At 55.1% G+C, this 16,467-nt stretch carries 14 protein-coding genes; 5 read left to right on the top strand and 9 right to left on the bottom strand.

Features of this window, described 5'->3' with window-relative positions; translation table 11 throughout:
- Window positions 1–36 precede the first annotated feature (36 nt).
- Window positions 37–1,239, bottom strand: a complete 1,203-nt coding sequence (locus tag NYE85_RS16010; protein ID WP_259005716.1) for an NAD(P)/FAD-dependent oxidoreductase — start codon at window positions 1,237–1,239, stop codon at window positions 37–39.
- A 130-nt stretch (window positions 1,240–1,369) separates the two neighbouring features.
- Between NYE85_RS16010 and NYE85_RS16005 the strand changes: the two genes are divergently transcribed.
- Window positions 1,370–1,879, top strand: coding sequence for an Rrf2 family transcriptional regulator (locus tag NYE85_RS16005; RefSeq protein ID WP_259005715.1), 510 nt, complete (start codon window positions 1,370–1,372; stop codon window positions 1,877–1,879).
- 213 nt (window positions 1,880–2,092) lie between these two features.
- Here NYE85_RS16005 and NYE85_RS16000 read toward each other — a convergent pair whose 3' ends face one another.
- Together NYE85_RS16000 and mgtS are read right to left on the bottom strand one after the other, a co-directional pair.
- Window positions 2,093–2,284: a hypothetical protein gene (locus NYE85_RS16000; protein ID WP_259005714.1), complete on the bottom strand. Its 192-nt coding sequence runs from the start codon at window positions 2,282–2,284 to the stop codon at window positions 2,093–2,095.
- Window positions 2,285–2,390: 106 nt separating this feature from the next.
- Window positions 2,391–2,483: a protein MgtS gene (gene mgtS, locus NYE85_RS15995; protein WP_147415647.1), complete on the bottom strand. Its 93-nt coding sequence runs from the start codon at window positions 2,481–2,483 to the stop codon at window positions 2,391–2,393.
- 558 nt (window positions 2,484–3,041) lie between these two features.
- On the opposite strand from mgtS, the gene fusA reads away from it, so the two are divergent.
- A complete protein-coding gene (gene fusA, locus NYE85_RS15990) occupies window positions 3,042–5,147 on the top strand; it encodes an elongation factor G (RefSeq protein ID WP_259005713.1) in 2,106 nt (701 codons plus the stop codon).
- Between the two features lie 30 nt (window positions 5,148–5,177).
- Here fusA and NYE85_RS15985 read toward each other — a convergent pair whose 3' ends face one another.
- The 5 genes from NYE85_RS15985 to NYE85_RS15965 form a co-directional block, all read right to left on the bottom strand.
- Window positions 5,178–6,143 carry a DMT family transporter gene (locus tag NYE85_RS15985; RefSeq protein WP_259005712.1) on the bottom strand — a complete coding sequence of 322 codons (966 nt, stop codon included), beginning with the start codon at window positions 6,141–6,143 and terminating at the stop codon, window positions 5,178–5,180.
- 119 nt (window positions 6,144–6,262) lie between these two features.
- Window positions 6,263–7,627: an FAD-binding oxidoreductase gene (locus NYE85_RS15980; protein WP_259005711.1), complete on the bottom strand. Its 1,365-nt coding sequence runs from the start codon at window positions 7,625–7,627 to the stop codon at window positions 6,263–6,265.
- Between the two features lie 46 nt (window positions 7,628–7,673).
- A complete protein-coding gene (locus NYE85_RS15975; RefSeq protein ID WP_259005710.1) occupies window positions 7,674–8,699 on the bottom strand; it encodes a GNAT family N-acetyltransferase in 1,026 nt (341 codons plus the stop codon).
- Between the two features lie 81 nt (window positions 8,700–8,780).
- Window positions 8,781–9,518 (bottom strand): class I SAM-dependent methyltransferase, encoded by a 738-nt coding sequence (locus tag NYE85_RS15970; protein WP_259005709.1) that lies wholly within the window; start codon window positions 9,516–9,518, stop codon window positions 8,781–8,783.
- Window positions 9,519–9,673: 155 nt separating this feature from the next.
- Window positions 9,674–10,501, bottom strand: a complete 828-nt coding sequence (locus NYE85_RS15965) for an AraC family transcriptional regulator (protein ID WP_259005708.1) — start codon at window positions 10,499–10,501, stop codon at window positions 9,674–9,676.
- Between the two features lie 196 nt (window positions 10,502–10,697).
- Here NYE85_RS15965 and NYE85_RS15960 point away from each other — a divergent pair, with 196 nt between their 5' ends.
- The 3 genes from NYE85_RS15960 to aldA all read left to right on the top strand — a co-directional run bounded on the left by NYE85_RS15960 (window position 10,698) and on the right by aldA (window position 14,609).
- Window positions 10,698–11,381: a type 1 glutamine amidotransferase domain-containing protein gene (locus tag NYE85_RS15960; protein ID WP_259006349.1), complete on the top strand. Its 684-nt coding sequence runs from the start codon at window positions 10,698–10,700 to the stop codon at window positions 11,379–11,381.
- 10 nt (window positions 11,382–11,391) lie between these two features.
- Window positions 11,392–12,825, top strand: a complete 1,434-nt coding sequence (locus NYE85_RS15955; protein WP_259005707.1) for an NAD-dependent succinate-semialdehyde dehydrogenase — start codon at window positions 11,392–11,394, stop codon at window positions 12,823–12,825.
- 344 nt (window positions 12,826–13,169) lie between these two features.
- A complete protein-coding gene (gene aldA / locus NYE85_RS15950; RefSeq protein WP_259005706.1) occupies window positions 13,170–14,609 on the top strand; it encodes an aldehyde dehydrogenase in 1,440 nt (479 codons plus the stop codon).
- Between the two features lie 7 nt (window positions 14,610–14,616).
- On the opposite strand, the gene NYE85_RS15945 is transcribed toward aldA, so the two are convergent.
- Window positions 14,617–16,341 (bottom strand): sugar phosphorylase, encoded by a 1,725-nt coding sequence (locus tag NYE85_RS15945; RefSeq protein WP_259005705.1) that lies wholly within the window; start codon window positions 16,339–16,341, stop codon window positions 14,617–14,619.
- Between the last annotated feature and the right edge of the window lie 126 nt (window positions 16,342–16,467).

Genomic DNA, 16,467 nt, shown 5'->3' with positions numbered 1-16,467 from the left:
ATGTTCCGAAGCCGTTAATAAAAGATTTACGCAAAACTAGACGAACTTAGCCAGTGGGTCGGCGGCGGCAAACGCGACATTGCGATCGGCTTTTGGCGGATAGATGAGCACACCTGTGATGTCTGTCTTCAGCTTTTTGGCCTCCTGACGCAAAAGTTTAACCTGTTGATCCCAGCCTTCGGTATACACGGCACCCCAGGCTCCGAGATCCAGACAGGTCACGTAGTTTACCTGCCGGTAGGGTAGACTTTCGATACCCATCAAGCTGGCGACAGCATTATGCCCGGCAAATTTGCCCAACTGAATAGCGTGCTGGCAGGTCATCAGTGCGGTATTACCGTCGTCATCGGTTTTAGCATGCGCCATGTCACCCGTCGCAAAAATATCACTGTAACCCGGGATTTGCAGTTCTTGCGTGACAATAAAACGGCCTGAAACGTCCCGGCTGGCAACCAGATTTTCACCTAACGGGCTGGCCTTTACGCCAGCAGTCCAGACTACGGTTGCTGTTTCTATACGGGTCCCGTCCTGAAGCGTAACACCGGATTCATCGATCATTTCAACGCCGGCATTGAGATGCCATTCTATCCCCAGTTGGTCAGAGGCATTGGAAATGACATCCCGAAGAGCTTGACTGTAGCGACCACCAATGACAGGACCACGCTCAACTACGACTACTCTGGTGGTAGAATCTTTGCCAAAAAGCGCTTTCAGGCGTGAAGGTAGTTCGGTTGCCAGTTCAATACCGGTGAAACCGCCTCCGCACACCACCACGGTATTACGGGCCGGGCTTTCCGGCTGTTTCGCCAGCGTTTTGAGGTGATTTTCCAGACGCTTGGCACTGCCCAGTTGGTCAATGTCAAAGCCATGTTCTGCAAAGCCTTTTATACCCGGAGAACACAGGCGGCTTCCGCTGGCAATAATCAGTTTATCGTATGAAATAAATGCAGATTCTGAATCGGTAGCGTTGTACCAGACGCCCTTCTTACTGTCATCAATACACCGGGCATGACCGGCAATAAATCGTATATTCAGCTCGGTAAAAAGCGGCTGCAAGTCGGCTGTCAGGGTGTCGACGTTAGCCTCATAAAAACGTGGCCTTACGTGTAGGGTTGGTTCCGGGGCCAGCACGGCGATTTCTAGTGAGGTGTTCCCCTGCAGATGTGCCAGACGTGCCGCGCTGACGGCAGACCACATGCCCGCAAAACCACTGCCAATAATAAGAATACGTTGTTTCATTTTATGCCCTTTTGCATTTTTAGACCGTTCGGCCCGGTAACTGCCACTATACTTGTCGTAGTTAACTACGACAAGATCTTTCTGAGTATCTGCGCTATCATCTGACACAGAGAAAGCAAAGGAGTAATAAATGGCGTTCTACAGTTCTGGTGTCGAATACGGTATTCACAGCCTGATGAGCATGGTTGATGCAAACGGCGACTCGCGGGAAATGAGTGTTCGCGAACTGGCTGAGTTGCAAAACGTACCGTACGACTATCTGGCAAAAATATTTACCCGCTTATCGCGTGCCGGTCTGGTGGTAAGCACTGAGGGCAAAGGTGGTGGGTTCCGGCTGGCATGCGCCAGCGAACTGATCACCATTCTCGATATTGTGCATGCCATTGACGGGCAGAAATCAATGTTCGAATGCCGCGAAATCCGCCAGCGACTGGCGCTATTTGATGAAGCGCCGCCGTCCTGGGTTTGCGACGGACCTTGCAGCGTACGTTCGTTGATGGACAGCGCGCAAAAACGCATGGAAGAGGAACTGGCACGCTATACCGTGCTTGACCTGGTTCGGAGTATGTTTCGTAAAGCGCCAGATACTTTCACTGTCGAAGTCAAACAGTGGATCAGTGAGCGTCGTAGCAAAACGTAAAAATACGCTGCTATTTTCCCTCTGCAAAAACGCCTTAAATTCCACAGGGATCCGCACTCTGTACCAAGCCAGAGGCAAGGCCCGAGCATCTGATTTATACTGCGTGCCTTGTCATTGCTCCCCATGCTGCCCTCGTAGATGGGCTGATTATTACAACTATGACTATTGTCGCGGCGGTGCCGTGGTCAGCAGGCGGAAAGTGTTTAAAACGGATTATCGGCGAGGGTTGCGGTTCTGCCGGCCGGTCAGGCGCCAGAACAAGGCCAGCAATGTCAGACAGCCAGCAAGAATAAACAGAAATATTAGCAGGAATGCGCTGTTGCCGGTGGTGCGGCAATAGATTTCGTTGAGGCCAACCGCGACCATCAGAATTGCGTACAGTAGAACAAGAAGTGAGATAAACATAATATCAGGCTGCGCAACCGCAGTATGTGAGGGTTTATGGCATCCTCCCCGATATAAAACCAGTTATGCCGGGGAGGACAGGTCTGGGTGGATCGTTAAGATTCATTTAGTCATCCCATTTGGTGCTTAGGTACGCCGCCAGCAGCCCGAGGGTGCTGATGATACCCAGGAACCCGATAAATACGCTCATGTTTCCCATTGTTATTTCCTCAGTTGATAGTTTCGATAAATACCTCTCGGTGTCGCATAGTGGATCTGGCCTCCTTATCTTCGCGGTAAATATTCCGCGTCAGCATTATAAGCACGATGGATTATATTTGGCGGGTAAATAGCCAACTTGTTTAGATGTTATTGAGACAAGGGTTCAGCGCAGAGGTAATTGAAAAATGCTATCCCTTTTTCTGCCGTATATTTAAGCACTCCAGCTTCTGGCGTACATGCCAAATGACGGCATTTATCATGCGCCCAAACGACTCGAGGTTGCGATATCCCCACGCTATAGCTGGCGCAGGACTTCCGCTGCCCTGCACTCACTGCATATGCTGCTCACGCTTACCGGCAGATCACGCCTATTGCAGCCATCGCTTAATAAAAGCACTGCGGTAAACTACGATTAGTGAATGTCTGGCAAAAACACCGCCGGGCATGGCAGATAATCCACTGAGGATTATCGTTATTGCAAGACTGGAGCAATCGGTTCGCGGCATTGCCCGCGCGCGGCCGAGTCTCACGCCAAAACGGCTAAGCAAGGTTAATTATGGCACGCACTACCCCTATTGAACGTTACCGCAACATCGGCATCTCGGCGCACATTGATGCCGGCAAAACCACGACGACCGAGCGGATTCTGTTTTACACCGGGGTCAGTCACAAGCTGGGCGAAGTCCATGACGGCGCCGCAACGATGGACTGGATGGCTCAGGAACAGGAACGCGGGATCACCATTACCTCGGCGGCGACCACCTGTTTTTGGAACGGCATGGAACATGATTATCCGCAACATCGCATCAACATCATCGACACCCCAGGGCACGTCGATTTCACCATTGAGGTAGAACGTTCGATGCGCGTACTGGATGGTGCGGTGATGGTGTATGACTCGGTGGGCGGCGTACAGCCACAGTCGGAAACCGTGTGGCGGCAGGCGAATAAATACCGCGTGCCACGCCTGGCTTTCGTTAACAAGATGGATCGCGTTGGCGCCAACTTCTTCCGCGTGCGGCAAATGATGATTGACCGACTGAAGGCCAATCCCGTGCCGATCGTCATTCCGATTGGCGCAGAAGACCATTTTAGCGGCGTGGTGGATCTGCTGCGCATGCAGGCCATTTTCTGGGACGAAGCGTCACAGGGCATGACCTTCCGCTTTGAAGACGTTCCGGCCGAACTGGTTGCTTCTGCCAACGAGTGGCGCGAAAAAATGGTCGAAGCTGCGGCGGAAGGTTCTGAGCAACTGATGGAAAAATACCTTGGCGGCGAAACGCTCAGTGATGCGGAAATCACCGCCGGCCTGCGTGCGCGCACCATTGCCGGCGAGATCCAGCCGATGCTGTGCGGTTCGGCGTTCCGTAACAAAGGCGTACAGCGCATGCTGGATGCGGTGATCGAACTGATGCCCTCGCCGCTCGACGTGCCGCCGATGGAAGGCCACGACGAAGACGACCATATCGTCAGCCGCCGTGCAGACGACAACGAGAAATTCTCGGCGCTGGCGTTTAAATTGATGACCGATCCGTTCGTCGGCCAACTGACCTTTGTGCGCGTTTACTCTGGCGTACTCGCCAAGGGCAGCAGCGTTTACAATCCGGTAAAAGGCAAGAAAGAGCGCATTGGCCGCATCGTGCAAATGCACGCCAACGATCGCAAGGACGTGGAAGAACTGCACGCCGGCGACATTGCCGCCTGTGTCGGCCTGAAAGACGTGACTACTGGTGATACGTTGTGCGATCCGAGCGCCATTGTCACGCTGGAGCGTATGGTGTTTCCGGAACCGGTGATCGCCCAGGCGATCGAGCCGAAGACCAAGAGCGATCAGGAGAAAATGGGCATTGCGCTGCAACGTCTGTCCTCCGAGGATCCGTCGTTCCGGGTGCGTACCGATGAAGAATCCGGCCAGACCCTTATTTACGGCATGGGAGAGCTGCATCTGGAAATCATCGTTGACCGGATGCGGCGCGAGTTCGGCGTGGAAACCACCACCGGCAAACCGCAGGTTTCCTATCGCGAAACCATTCGCCGCAAGGTCAATGATGTTGAAGGCAAATTCGTCCGGCAATCCGGCGGTAAAGGCCAATACGGCCACGTAGTGCTGACGGTGGAGCCGAACGATGCCGGCAAAGGTTTCGAGTTCTTTGATGAGATCAAGGGCGGTGTGATCCCCGGCGAGTATATTCCGGCGGTGAAGAAAGGCATTCAGGAAGCGTTAGGCAGCGGCGTGCTGGCCGGTTATCCGGTGGTGGACGTCAAGGTGCATCTGACCTTTGGCTCTTATCATGATGTCGATTCGTCCGAGCAGGCGTTTCGCATGGCGGCGATCTTCGGCTTCAAAGACGCCTGTCGCCAGGCGGACCCGGCGATTCTGGAGCCGATCATGAAGGTTGAAATCGAGACGCCGGAAGAGTACGCCGGCGGCGTGATGGGGGATTTATCGTCACGGCGCGGCCAGTTGCAGGGCATGGAGGATATTCCAGGCGGTGGCGGTAAGGCAATCCATGCCAAAGTACCGCTGTCCGAAATGTTTGGCTATTCCACCACCCTGCGCTCGATGTCACAGGGGCGGGCTAGCTATACCATGGAGTTCAGCCATTACGCCGAAGCGCCGCGTAACGTGGCCGAAGAGATCGTTAACCACCACAAGCGCTGATCCTCAGCCTGCCGCCGCGTGCGGCAGGCGTTATTTTTCCACGCTCAACGAAACCACCATCGGCTCTGGCCGAATTCGCATCGCATAAACCACCCCGCCGATCAGGCAGCCAATGCCACAGACCGTCAGCAACGGCGGCCATGCCTGGCGCAGCATGAAGGTATACGCCAAACCAGCCAGAATTTCGAACACAATCAACGGCCCTACCAGTACCGTTGGCAGTCGCTGACTGGCTTCGTTCCAACATAATGCACCGATCCATGAACAGAAGAGGCCGAGAGCGAGCATCAAGCCGACGAATACCACCGGTCGCGGGCCGAACGGCAAGGCAAACTCGGGCTGCGTCAGCGCCAGTTGGCCGCAAATCAGCAGATACCCCAGCAGCGCCAGCGGTAACGTCACCAGGCCTTGCGCCGTCGCCCAGGTGGTCGGCCGCTGGTCTGGGTGTTCGCGTAGCCAGCGGGCGTTACGCAGTGGGAACCAGGTCCAGCACGCTACCGCCAGCAACGCCAGCGCTAATCCACTGCCATAACGCCATTTATCCACCGGCACAGCGTTGCCTTGCAGTTCGGCAATGTTGACCAGCACCAGCCCAAGCGCGATCAGCAACAGCGCCGGCATCAGCTTGTGCCAGGCGAGACGCCCATCATGTTGACCATAAAACAGATTGGCGGTCACGGAAATCACCACCGGCAAGGTACCGATGATCATGGTGGACACGGGGGCGCCGGTACGCTGAATGGCACTGGCCAGGCACAGGTAATACAGCAGATTACCGATCGCCGTCAGCTTCAACGCTTCTAACCAGTCGTGGCGTAGCAAGCGTTTCAAACGCCGCCGATCCAGCCAGGCCAACGGTAAGGCAATCAGCCCAAATGCCAGGTAGCGCCCGGTGGATTGCAACGCCGCAGGATAATCCGGCACCAGCAGTGGCCCAACGAAGATAAGCCCCCACATCAGGCCGGCAGATAGCGCAAATAACACACCAGTAAACATTACGACTCCATCAAAATACGCAGGGCGTAACGGTATTCACGCCCTGCAAGGCAAATGTTGCGGTTGATGGAGCCAGTTTAACAGCGTCGAGCGCTAACCGATTGTATCAGGTTGCTGTTTTACTGCGTGTCAAGTCGCGGGAATACCGCATCTGGATCGTAGCGTTCCCTCAGCGCCAGCAGACGTTGCCAATGTTGTGGCGCGTAGCAGCGCTCTACCGTATGGCTGCGCCCTTCCAGATCAAACTCGTTGATATAATGTCCGCAGGCATAGGGGGCCAAACGGTCATAACAATGGCTCAACCATTGCCGGTTGGCCTCATCCTGTTGCGGATCATCCCACTGCATATAGCTGGAGACGAAATAGCGTCCGGTTGCCGAATAGGCGGCGTCGGGAAACGTCTGGTCGCCGCGCCAGATAATCATCGTCATGCCCTGGGCCGAGGGCTGAGACGGCAACTGCTCACGCAGGATGGCACTCACCTCCAGAATCCGATTGGTGAACAGGTTATCGGTACGGAAGCGGGAACACACCAGAGCCTGCTCGCTTTGCCGGTATATCGCTTCAAAATCCGCCATCTTTTCCGTTGCCAAACATTGAATATCCAGTTTGAATCGCTGGATCCGGTGGGTGAACAAAGCCTGTAGCGCATCCGCCTGGCGGACGCTATCGGCGAAGGCCAGCGTATTGACCACCACCTGTTGGTGGTTGCCGCCCAATACGATCATGATTTGCAACTGCTTGTCCCACTGGTGACTGTCGAGCATTTCGAACAGTAACGGCAATGCCTTATCCGGCAAACTATAGAGATGACTGGTGATCGCCGCCGGATGTGGCCAGCACTGGAGATAGAACGCGGTGATGACAAAAAAGGCATTTGGCCCGGCACCGCGCGCCGCCCACCACAACTCGGGGTTCTCGCTGGCGTTGGCGTGCCTGCACTCGCCGTCGGCGGTAACAACGTCAATCGCCGTGACGTTGAATACGCTCATGCCGCCCCAGGCGGTAGAATTTATCCCCAGCCCGCCACCGAGTAAAAATCCGCTTAGCGCCACATCGCCGCCATGTCCGGTCGGGAACGCCAGGCCCAATGGCGCCAGTTTTTGCATTAATTGTCGCCCGGTGGTGCCGGGTTCGACACGGGCGATGCCGGTAGTGGTATCTACCTGCACCTCATTCAGAGCCGAAATATCCAGCAGGATGCTGTCATTTTGCAGGAAAACGCCGGCATAGCTGTGTCCCCCGGCGCGAACACACAGCGCTTTGCCATACTTACCGGCAAGATTAACGGTGGCAACGATGTCCTCTTGACATTCCGCGCGCACAATCAGTTCAGGAAAACGTTTAAAATCCCGCTGGTTCCAGCTTGCCTGACGATACCAGCCAGCATATTCGGCATGATAACGGGAGCGAACCTTTCCACTCAGTTGGCAGCAAAATAAACGATAATCATCTGCTGCGCAGGTTAAAGAAAGCTCTGTCATAGTAGAAACCTTTGTGCGTTATTGAAGTAGCTGCTTCATGGGCTGATTACTGATGGGGGTGGTGGGTTACGGCATACAGAGGCAATGGTTGCAAGCCCAGCCGGGTTTTGATTTTGGCGTTTAATCGCCCTGCCTCAAGGCGCTTCAGACGCCGCTGAAAGGCATATTGATAAGCGTTGGCAAAACACAGGGTGTACGGGCTGAACGCCAGGCCTTCATACTTCATGCCGGCTGACCATAGGTGTAGCGTGTCCTGTTCCTCAAAGCACACCATGCCAGCAAGCAATTCGCCATCTTTCTCGATAATATTCAAACGAATAAGATCGCCACAAAGCCGGCTGAAGCGCGCCAGAGGCGCCGCCGGGAAATACTGTGGCGTACCATGACGTGCGGTGGTCTGAAAACATAGCTCAGTGAGCTGTTCCAGGCGCTGATCGAATGGCGGTGCAACGATTGAAGCAACCGCCCCGCTGTCATTGAATTTGCGCATTTGCCTGCGCATTTCACCGCGGCCATCATAAGGCAGGCTTTCAAGAAAATGTTCAAAATCGCGGAAGTGCGTCAAATCGGCATAATAGCGATCGAACATATAGTTGATGTTCAAATCGGCTTGTGCCGCTAACGGCAATAGCGGCGAATCGGCGACATTCAGCAAACCGGAATAGCGGGCACCAACCTGCTCCGCGGTCATTTTTAGCCGCATAAACAGACTGTCATAAATATTTTTTAGCGTTGAAAAGCTTAATACGGTGCTATTAAAACAGTGCATTATATGGCTGAATAAACCATAATCATCACCAGTGTTGCGTATATCGGCCTTTTGCTCCAGTACATGAAAGGGATCAACCACATCCAGCCGTTGCAAATAAGCGGGTATAAAAGCGACCAGCTTGCCTTCGAGCCTAACCGTCAGATAAAAAAATTGTTTTACAGACAGTAACGGGGAAAGCTCTGCCGCTTGTAAAAAACGCCAGTCATAAAATAACGGCGAACCGCACTGGGTATGAAAACGGCGGTATTCTTCCTCATCTAATTGCGTGAGGGTGTGTAGCGTGTCGGTAATAAATTCCACGTGAGTGCCTCGCTTTATAAGTGATGACAACCCCGGTGTAAAATTAATATGACGTTCGGTCTTTGAATTCCTTGATGACCTTTAGCCGAGTTTGCAGTCGACCAACACGGTATGCGGGTGTGCTAGATAGGCATGCAAATGTTCAGGTATTTCATCCGTGGCGCACGCGGCCTGTGGGTTACACCAACGGGTCACGGTAAATCCGTTATGGGCCAATGCGCTATCAATTGCGTCACGCGACCAGTAGTTGGCGCAGATAGGCGCTCCTGCTTGCTGGGGAAACGACAGCAGTACCTCACTGCCGTCCCGCAGTGGTTGCCTGGCGCTGAGTTGGAAACCGTAAGGAAGGTAATATTCTTTCTCTATCTTATATTCCGGGTTTAGCGGCAAGGTCAGCAAGCGCCCTCCGGGCTTAAGCATCCGCGCCATGGCCGCAATCATTTCCTTAAGGAACTCATAATTGGTGGCATAGGGCAAAACGTACACTGCCAATACCAAATCAAACTGATGCGCCATCTCTGGCGTTATTTTTGATATATACTCGATACCTAATGGATTTTCCACCTCGCGTTTTCTCGCATAATCCAGCATTCCCCCTGCCACATCAAATCCGACGACGTGACGCGCTCCGGCAGATTTTAACAATCTGGCATAATGACCAGTGCCGCAGCCGAAATCGAGAATGCTAAGGGAAGACACATCCCCCAATTGTTCTATTACGGAAGGCGTTTCAATTTGTTTGCGAAAAGGCCATTCAAACATCTGCTCGTAAAAAATGGCCAAAGAATCAAACTGACTCTGACTGTTAACGGTTTCCATTTTTACTCCGAATCGGATAATGAGTATAAATTTATAGTTAGGCCAGTTCAAATTTGCAAACTTTGCCAGTTTCAAAAAGAAAAAATATTTATGACAGATCGTTATCTCGTTGAGAATGTAATTATTTCATCTGATGAGTATTACTCTCTCGCTTATTAACCTGGGAAAACTTGTTTTTGATAACGCCCTGGCGTGACGCCGTAACGACTAGCGAAAGCCCGTGTCAAATGCGCCTGGTCGGTCAAACCGACCGCTGCGGCCACCTGCGCGGCTGGCATACCCTGCGTCAGCAGTCGTTTAGCTTGATAAAGGCGGATCGCCATCAGCATTTGATGCGGGGATACATGAAACTGCGCCTTGAACTTGCGCTGAAAATGATACGGGCTGAGTGCGACCAGTGCCGCCAGGCTATCCAGCGTGATGGGTTGGGCATGATTTTCCCAGAGGTATTCTCGCACCCTATCCAGGCGGATCGCTCCCTCCTGTCGCTGCGGTTGAGCCACCTTCGCATGCGGGCGAAACGCCGCGATCGCCTCAAGCAGCAGACCGTCGATGGCCAACGGATCCTGTGACTGCCACAGCGCGGCCAAGGTAGCAGCCATGCGCCGTGCCGCCGACGCATCGTCGCGCACCGCGTCGGTAAACCAGAGGCCCTGTTCGCCGCTCAGCCGTGCCAGCGTTGCCGGTTCAAGATAGATCATCCGATAGTTCCAGCCGCCTTCGCTGGCTGATTCACCAGTATGCAGTTCATCGGGGTTCATTAACACCAGCGAACCGGGCGCAGCAAGGTGTTGCACGCCACGATAGCGAAAGCGTTCGGCGCCCTGCACCACCGTGCCGATACCATAGGCGGCATGGGTATGCGGTTCAAACGCATAGCGATCGATATGGGCATGATAAAGCTCAACGCCTGGCAACTGCGGCAGATGCCGAAACTGCGCGCTGTCTTTTTCGAACGGAAACTGCGGTGGTATACCTTGCATTGGCTAGGGTCATCCTGCCTTGTCACGAGCGGCCAAGTGAAATAAACAGCCACTATGATAGTTAATCGGCCACAATTTGCGTAGCGCGTTCACCTTGTGAACGGTCCACATGGCTAAAAAGCCGCTAGGCTAGAATTAGCGTGGCTAACGTGTCACTCTAGACGACTGGTCTAATTTATACTGAAGGAACCCGATGATGAAAATTCTCATGGTGCTGACATCTCACGACCAACTGGGTAACACTGGCAAGAAAACCGGATTCTGGCTGGAAGAATTTGCCGCCCCTTATTACATCTTCAAAGATGCCGGCGCCCAACTGGTGCTGGCATCTCCTGCCGGCGGTCAACCGCCGCTGGATCCGAAAAGCAATGAAGAAGATTCGCAGACCGACGATACCCGCCGTTTTGTCAATGATGCCCCGGCGGTAGCGGCGCTGTCCTCAACCCGCAGACTCTCGCAGATTGTTGCGAGCGAGTTTGATGCCGTATTTTATCCGGGGGGGCACGGGCCTTTATGGGATCTGGCGGAAGATCCATCGTCCATTGGGCTGATTCAAACCACCCTGGCCGCCAACAAACCGTTGGCAGCGGTTTGTCATGCACCGGGTGTGCTGCGTCACGCTAAAGGGCCGGACGGCCAGCCGCTGGTGCAAGGTAAAGCGGTGACCGGCTTTAGCAACAGCGAAGAAGACGCCGTTGGCCTGACCGAGGTAGTCCCGTTCCTGGTCGAAGACGTGCTCAAGCAACAGGGCGGCAATTACAGCAAAGGGGCGGACTGGGCTTCCTATGTCGTCACCGATGGCCTGCTGGTCACCGGACAGAATCCGGCGTCATCCGCCGAAGCGGCGCGTGCCCTGCTCGCGCTAGTGAACAAGCAGTAAAGAGGTAGCAATGTACTCAAATACACAACTTTATATCGATGGTGAATGGCGTGATGCCCAATCTGGCAAAACGCTGGCGGTTACCAACCCGGCGACCGGCGAAACCATCGGTCACGTCGCCCATGCCGGACAGGCAGATCTCGATCTGGCGCTGGCCGCTACCGAGCGCGGTTTTAAAATCTGGCGTGAAACCTCGGCCTATCAGCGCGCCAGCCTGATGCGCCAGGCCGCCGCCCTGCTGCGCGAACGTGCACCGCAGATCGCCACGCTGATGACGCAGGAACAGGGTAAACCGCTGGCGCAGGCCAAAGTGGAAGTTCTCGGCGCTGCCGACGTGATCGACTGGTTCGCCGGCGAAGCCAGCCGTACCTATGGGCAAATCATTCCGGCACGCCAGCAGGACGTACAGCAGCAAACGCTGAAGCTGCCGGTTGGCCCGGTGGCGGCCTTTACGCCGTGGAACTTCCCGATCAACCAGATCGTGCGCAAACTGTCGGCCGCGCTGGCTGCTGGTTGCTCGATCGTTATCAAGGGGCCGGAGGAGACCCCGGCTTCGCCGGCCGCGCTGATCCAGGCCTTCGCCGATGCCGGGATCCCAGCCGGAGTGATTGCGCTGGTTTACGGCACGCCGGCGGAGGTGTCGGAGTATCTGATCCCTCACCCGACCATCCGCAAGATTTCGTTCACTGGCTCAACCCGCATCGGCAAACACCTGGCGGCACTGGCTGGTCAGCACATGAAAAAAGCCACCATGGAGCTGGGCGGACACGCGCCGGTATTGATCTTTGAAGATGCCGATCTTGATGCGGCGGCGAAAGAACTGGCAGCCGCCAAGTTCCGCAATGCCGGCCAGGTGTGCATTGCGCCTACCCGTTTCCTGATCCAACGGGGCGTGTATGACGCGTTTGTCGAAAAATTCACCGCGGCGGTGCGTGAAATCAACGTCGGCAACGGTTTGGACGACGGCGTGACCATGGGGCCAATGGTACTCGGCCGCAGCGTCGATGCCATTGAGGCGTTCGTGCAAGACGCGATAGCCCAAGGGGCAAAAGTCACCACCGGCGGCAAACGTCTGCCGGGCAAAGGCAATTTCTTCGCGCCGACGGTATTGCGTGACGTGCCGCTGAATGCGCGCGCCATGTCGGAAGAACCGTTTGGTCCGCTTGCGCTGCTGCGGCCGTTCAACGATTATGACGAGGCCATCGCCGAAGCCAACCGCCTGCCCTATGGCCTGGCCGCCTACGCGTACAGCCGCAATATTGCTACCGTCAACGCGCTGGGGCGTGATGTCGAAAGCGGTATGCTGACCATCAACCACATCGGTTTTGGCCTGCCGGAAACGCCATTTGGCGGCGTGAAAGACTCAGGCCATGGCACTGAAGGTGGCAGCGAAGCGATCGACTCCTATCTCGAAACACGTTTCGTTACCGTCGCCGGTCGCTAATCAAGCCCGGTTGATAACATGACTGTCGCAACCGGCCAGTGAATACTGGCCGGTTTTTTGTTCTTACTGAGTGCCACCTTCTCTGGAGAAACGCCGCAACCGTTTTTTTTAGCGGTTGAACCAGCGTGCTCTACGTCGTTCGCTATTACTTTATATCTTGATTGGCGTAATACCGTACAACGTTTCCATAAAGTAGAAACCAGTCCGAGCATTCTTCACCTGTGATCTTGTTTGTCTTCCTTTTTTGCCACTCTTCGGCCTCAGATGGCAGTGATAGAAAGGTTTTTAACGCAGCAACCCCGTTAATATAACAATAAATTAACAAGACCCTGCGGAGCGCTACCATGACCCTGAATCAAAAACGCATGTATATTAATGGCGAATTTATCGCCAACCTTGACGATCGCTGGATCGACGTCATCAATCCGTCGACCGAACAGATCATTATGCAGATCCCTCAAGGCAGCGCCGAGCACGCGAAACAGGCGATTGATGCCGCCGCCGCCGCCCAGGCCGATTGGGAGGCGTTACCTGCCGTCGAGCGCGGGCAGTGGCTGCGCGCCATTGCCAACGGCATTCGTCAGCGTGCGGAGGAGCTGACCGCCACCATCGTCGCCGAAGGCGGTAAAACGCAGGAGCTGGCCAAGGTGGAAGTGCTGTTCACCGCCGATTACCTTGATTATATGGCTGAATGGGCGCGCCGTTATGAAGGCGAAATTATCCAGAGCGATCGGCCCAACGAGACGATTTTGCTGTTCAAGAAGGCCATCGGCGTCACCACCGGCATTTTACCGTGGAACTTCCCGTTCTTCCTGATTGCGCGCAAGGCGGCGCCAGCCCTGCTGACCGGCAATACCATCGTGATCAAACCCAGCGAATTGACGCCGGGCAACGCGGTGATATTTGCCGAGATTGTGCATCAGATCGGATTGCCGCGCGGGGTATTCAATCTGGTGACGGGCTATGGCCCCGAGGTTGGTCGGGAGCTGGCGGCCAATGCCAAGGTCGGTATGGTCAGCCTGACCGGCAGCGTCGGTGCGGGTATCGCCACCATGCACGCAGCAGCAGACAACGTCACCAAAGTGTCGCTGGAACTGGGCGGTAAAGCCCCGGCTATCGTCATGGCCGACGCCGATCTGGATTTGGCGGTAAAAGCCATCGTCAGTTCACGGGTGATCAACACCGGACAGGTGTGCAACTGCGCCGAACGCGTTTATGTGCAACAGGCAATTTATCCCCAGTTCATCGAGCGGCTCAGCGCGGCATTGCAACGGGTGACCTATGGCGATCCCAATACGCAAACCGGGCTGGATATGGGACCGCTGATCAGCGCAGAGGCGGTACAACGGGTGGAGGACAAGGTGGCACGCGCCGTCGAACAGGGGGCGACGCTGCGATTTGGCGGGCAACGTGCCGCGCGCAGCGGTTATTTCTTCCCTCCCACCTTACTGACGGAGGTTCGTCAGGATATGGAGATCATGCAAGAAGAAGTGTTTGGCCCGGTATTGCCGGTAGCGACCTTCGACACGCTGGATGAGGCCATCGCCATGGCCAATGACAGCGAATACGGCCTCACCTCCTCCATTTTTACTCGCGATCTCAATGTGGCGATGCGCGCGCTCAAGCAGCTGAAATTCGGCGAAACCTACATCAATCGTGAAAACTTTGAAGCGATGCAAGGGTTCCACGCCGGCTGGCGCAAGTCCGGTATCGGCGGCGCCGATGGCCGCCACGGCCTGGAAGAATATCTGCAAACCCAGGTGGCCTATCTGCAATTGCAGTAATCCACCATTACAGCGTGGCGAAACGCGGGCCGTCAGGTGCTGAATGTTTGATCCATACCGCCTGCCACGGCCGCAACGTCATGCGGCCGTCAAACGCCGTCATGGCGATCAGATCGGTACCCGGTAGCGGCAAATGCAGCGCTTGAGGTTTGGCACTGACGTTCACCACACAGCTGATGCGTTCCTGCCCGTGCTGTTCGGCTCGCTCAATGCCGAACAGTGCGTCGCCGAGTTTAAGCACCCGCTGCGCCGCCTGCGGGGCAAACGCCGGCTGGGTACGGCGACAATAAATCAGGTGGCGCAGACGATGGAACACTTCTGCCCGCAACGTGCCGGGTTCGACCAACTGTTGTTCCAGGCTTTTCAACTGCAGCTTTTCACGGTTGATGCGCCGGTTGATGCCGGAACGCGCTACCCCCGCCAGATCGCTGCGGCTACCGAGCAGACTATGGTAATACAGCGCCGGTACGCCGCGGAACGCTAACAGGATGGACTGTGCGGCTACGAACTTGTCGGCTTTGGTATTGACCTCGTCATCCGGCTCGCACAGGGCATCCAGATAATTGATGTTCAGCTCATACGGCGACTTGCTGCCGTCGGGGTTGTTACGCCAGGAAATTCGTCCTTCCTTACGCTCCACCTCGGCCACCAGAAACGCGCGTTCGGCATCGTCCAGCAGGCTTTCGGTCGGCCGCAGACCAATGCCGTCATGGCTGGCCAGAAAGTTGAAAAAGGTGGTGTTGATCGGCTGCGTTTCGGCGCTGAGGCGGGTCGCCCAGGCATTGAGCCAGCGCGTATCCTGGCGTAAAAATGCATGCAGCGTCAGCGGCGGTAACGGGAACTGGTACACCATGTGCGCTTCGTCACCGTTGCCAAAGTAACGAATGTTTTCGCCGTGCGGCACGTTGGTTTCGGTGATCAGGCGACAATGGGTATTGGCGCGATCGAGCACCAGTCGCCACAGCTTGATGATCTGATGCACTTCTGGCAAATGAATGCACGGGGTTCCTGCCGCTTTCCAGATAAAGCCTATCGCATCCAGACGAATCGACCGTCCGCCGGACGCGGCGTATTGCAGCAGTATGTCGATGCTTTCCAGCAATACGGCCGGTTCCCGAAAATTAAGGTCTATCTGATCTTCGCTGAAGGTGGTCCACAAATAGACGCGCTGATGATTGGCTTTGACATACGGCGTCAGCAGCGGCAACGCGCGTGGGCGCATCACCGAATGGTAATCGGCCTGTGGATCGGCCTCGATAAAATAGTGCCGGTATTTTTCCTCGCCGCGCAGATAAGCCTGAAACCACAGGCTGGCACTGGAAACATGGTTTATTACGCAGTCGAACATCAAATCATAGTGCTGATTTAACGCGCGGATGTCTGTCCAGTCCCCCAGTTCAGGGTTGATGCGCCGATAATCCACCACGCTAAAACCGTCATCCGAGGTCCAGGGAAACATCGGTAACAGATGAATATCGCTGATTAAGCCTTGTAGCCAGCGATCGGCGAACTGTTTCAGTACCCGCAGCGGTTTTTCGTCGTCCTGATACAGGCCGTCGCCGTAAGCAATCAGATAAATGGTTTTCTCGTCGACCGATTGCGACAGTTGTTCACGAGGTAAGCGCCACTTTTCTATCAACGCCAAAATGTCGGCGATCAAGGCTGGCTGTCGTTCGGCAGGATACAAACTGTGCAGCAATTGTTGTAGCTGTTGCTCGAAGTCTGACGCCATAGACCCTCCTTCTGTGCAAAACCATTAGCTTTCTTTATAACCGCTTCTGGTAAACAGGTAAAACATCCCGGCAGATTTCCCTGGTTGCCTGCCTTTGTGAGCGACGCCTCATGGTGGGCAAATTGC

Source organism: Serratia sp. AKBS12 (genome assembly GCF_024793895.1).
GTDB lineage: Bacteria > Pseudomonadota > Gammaproteobacteria > Enterobacterales > Enterobacteriaceae > Serratia_F.
Note: the sequence above shows the minus strand (reverse complement) of the source record. Positions and strands in the feature narration are given on the sequence as shown.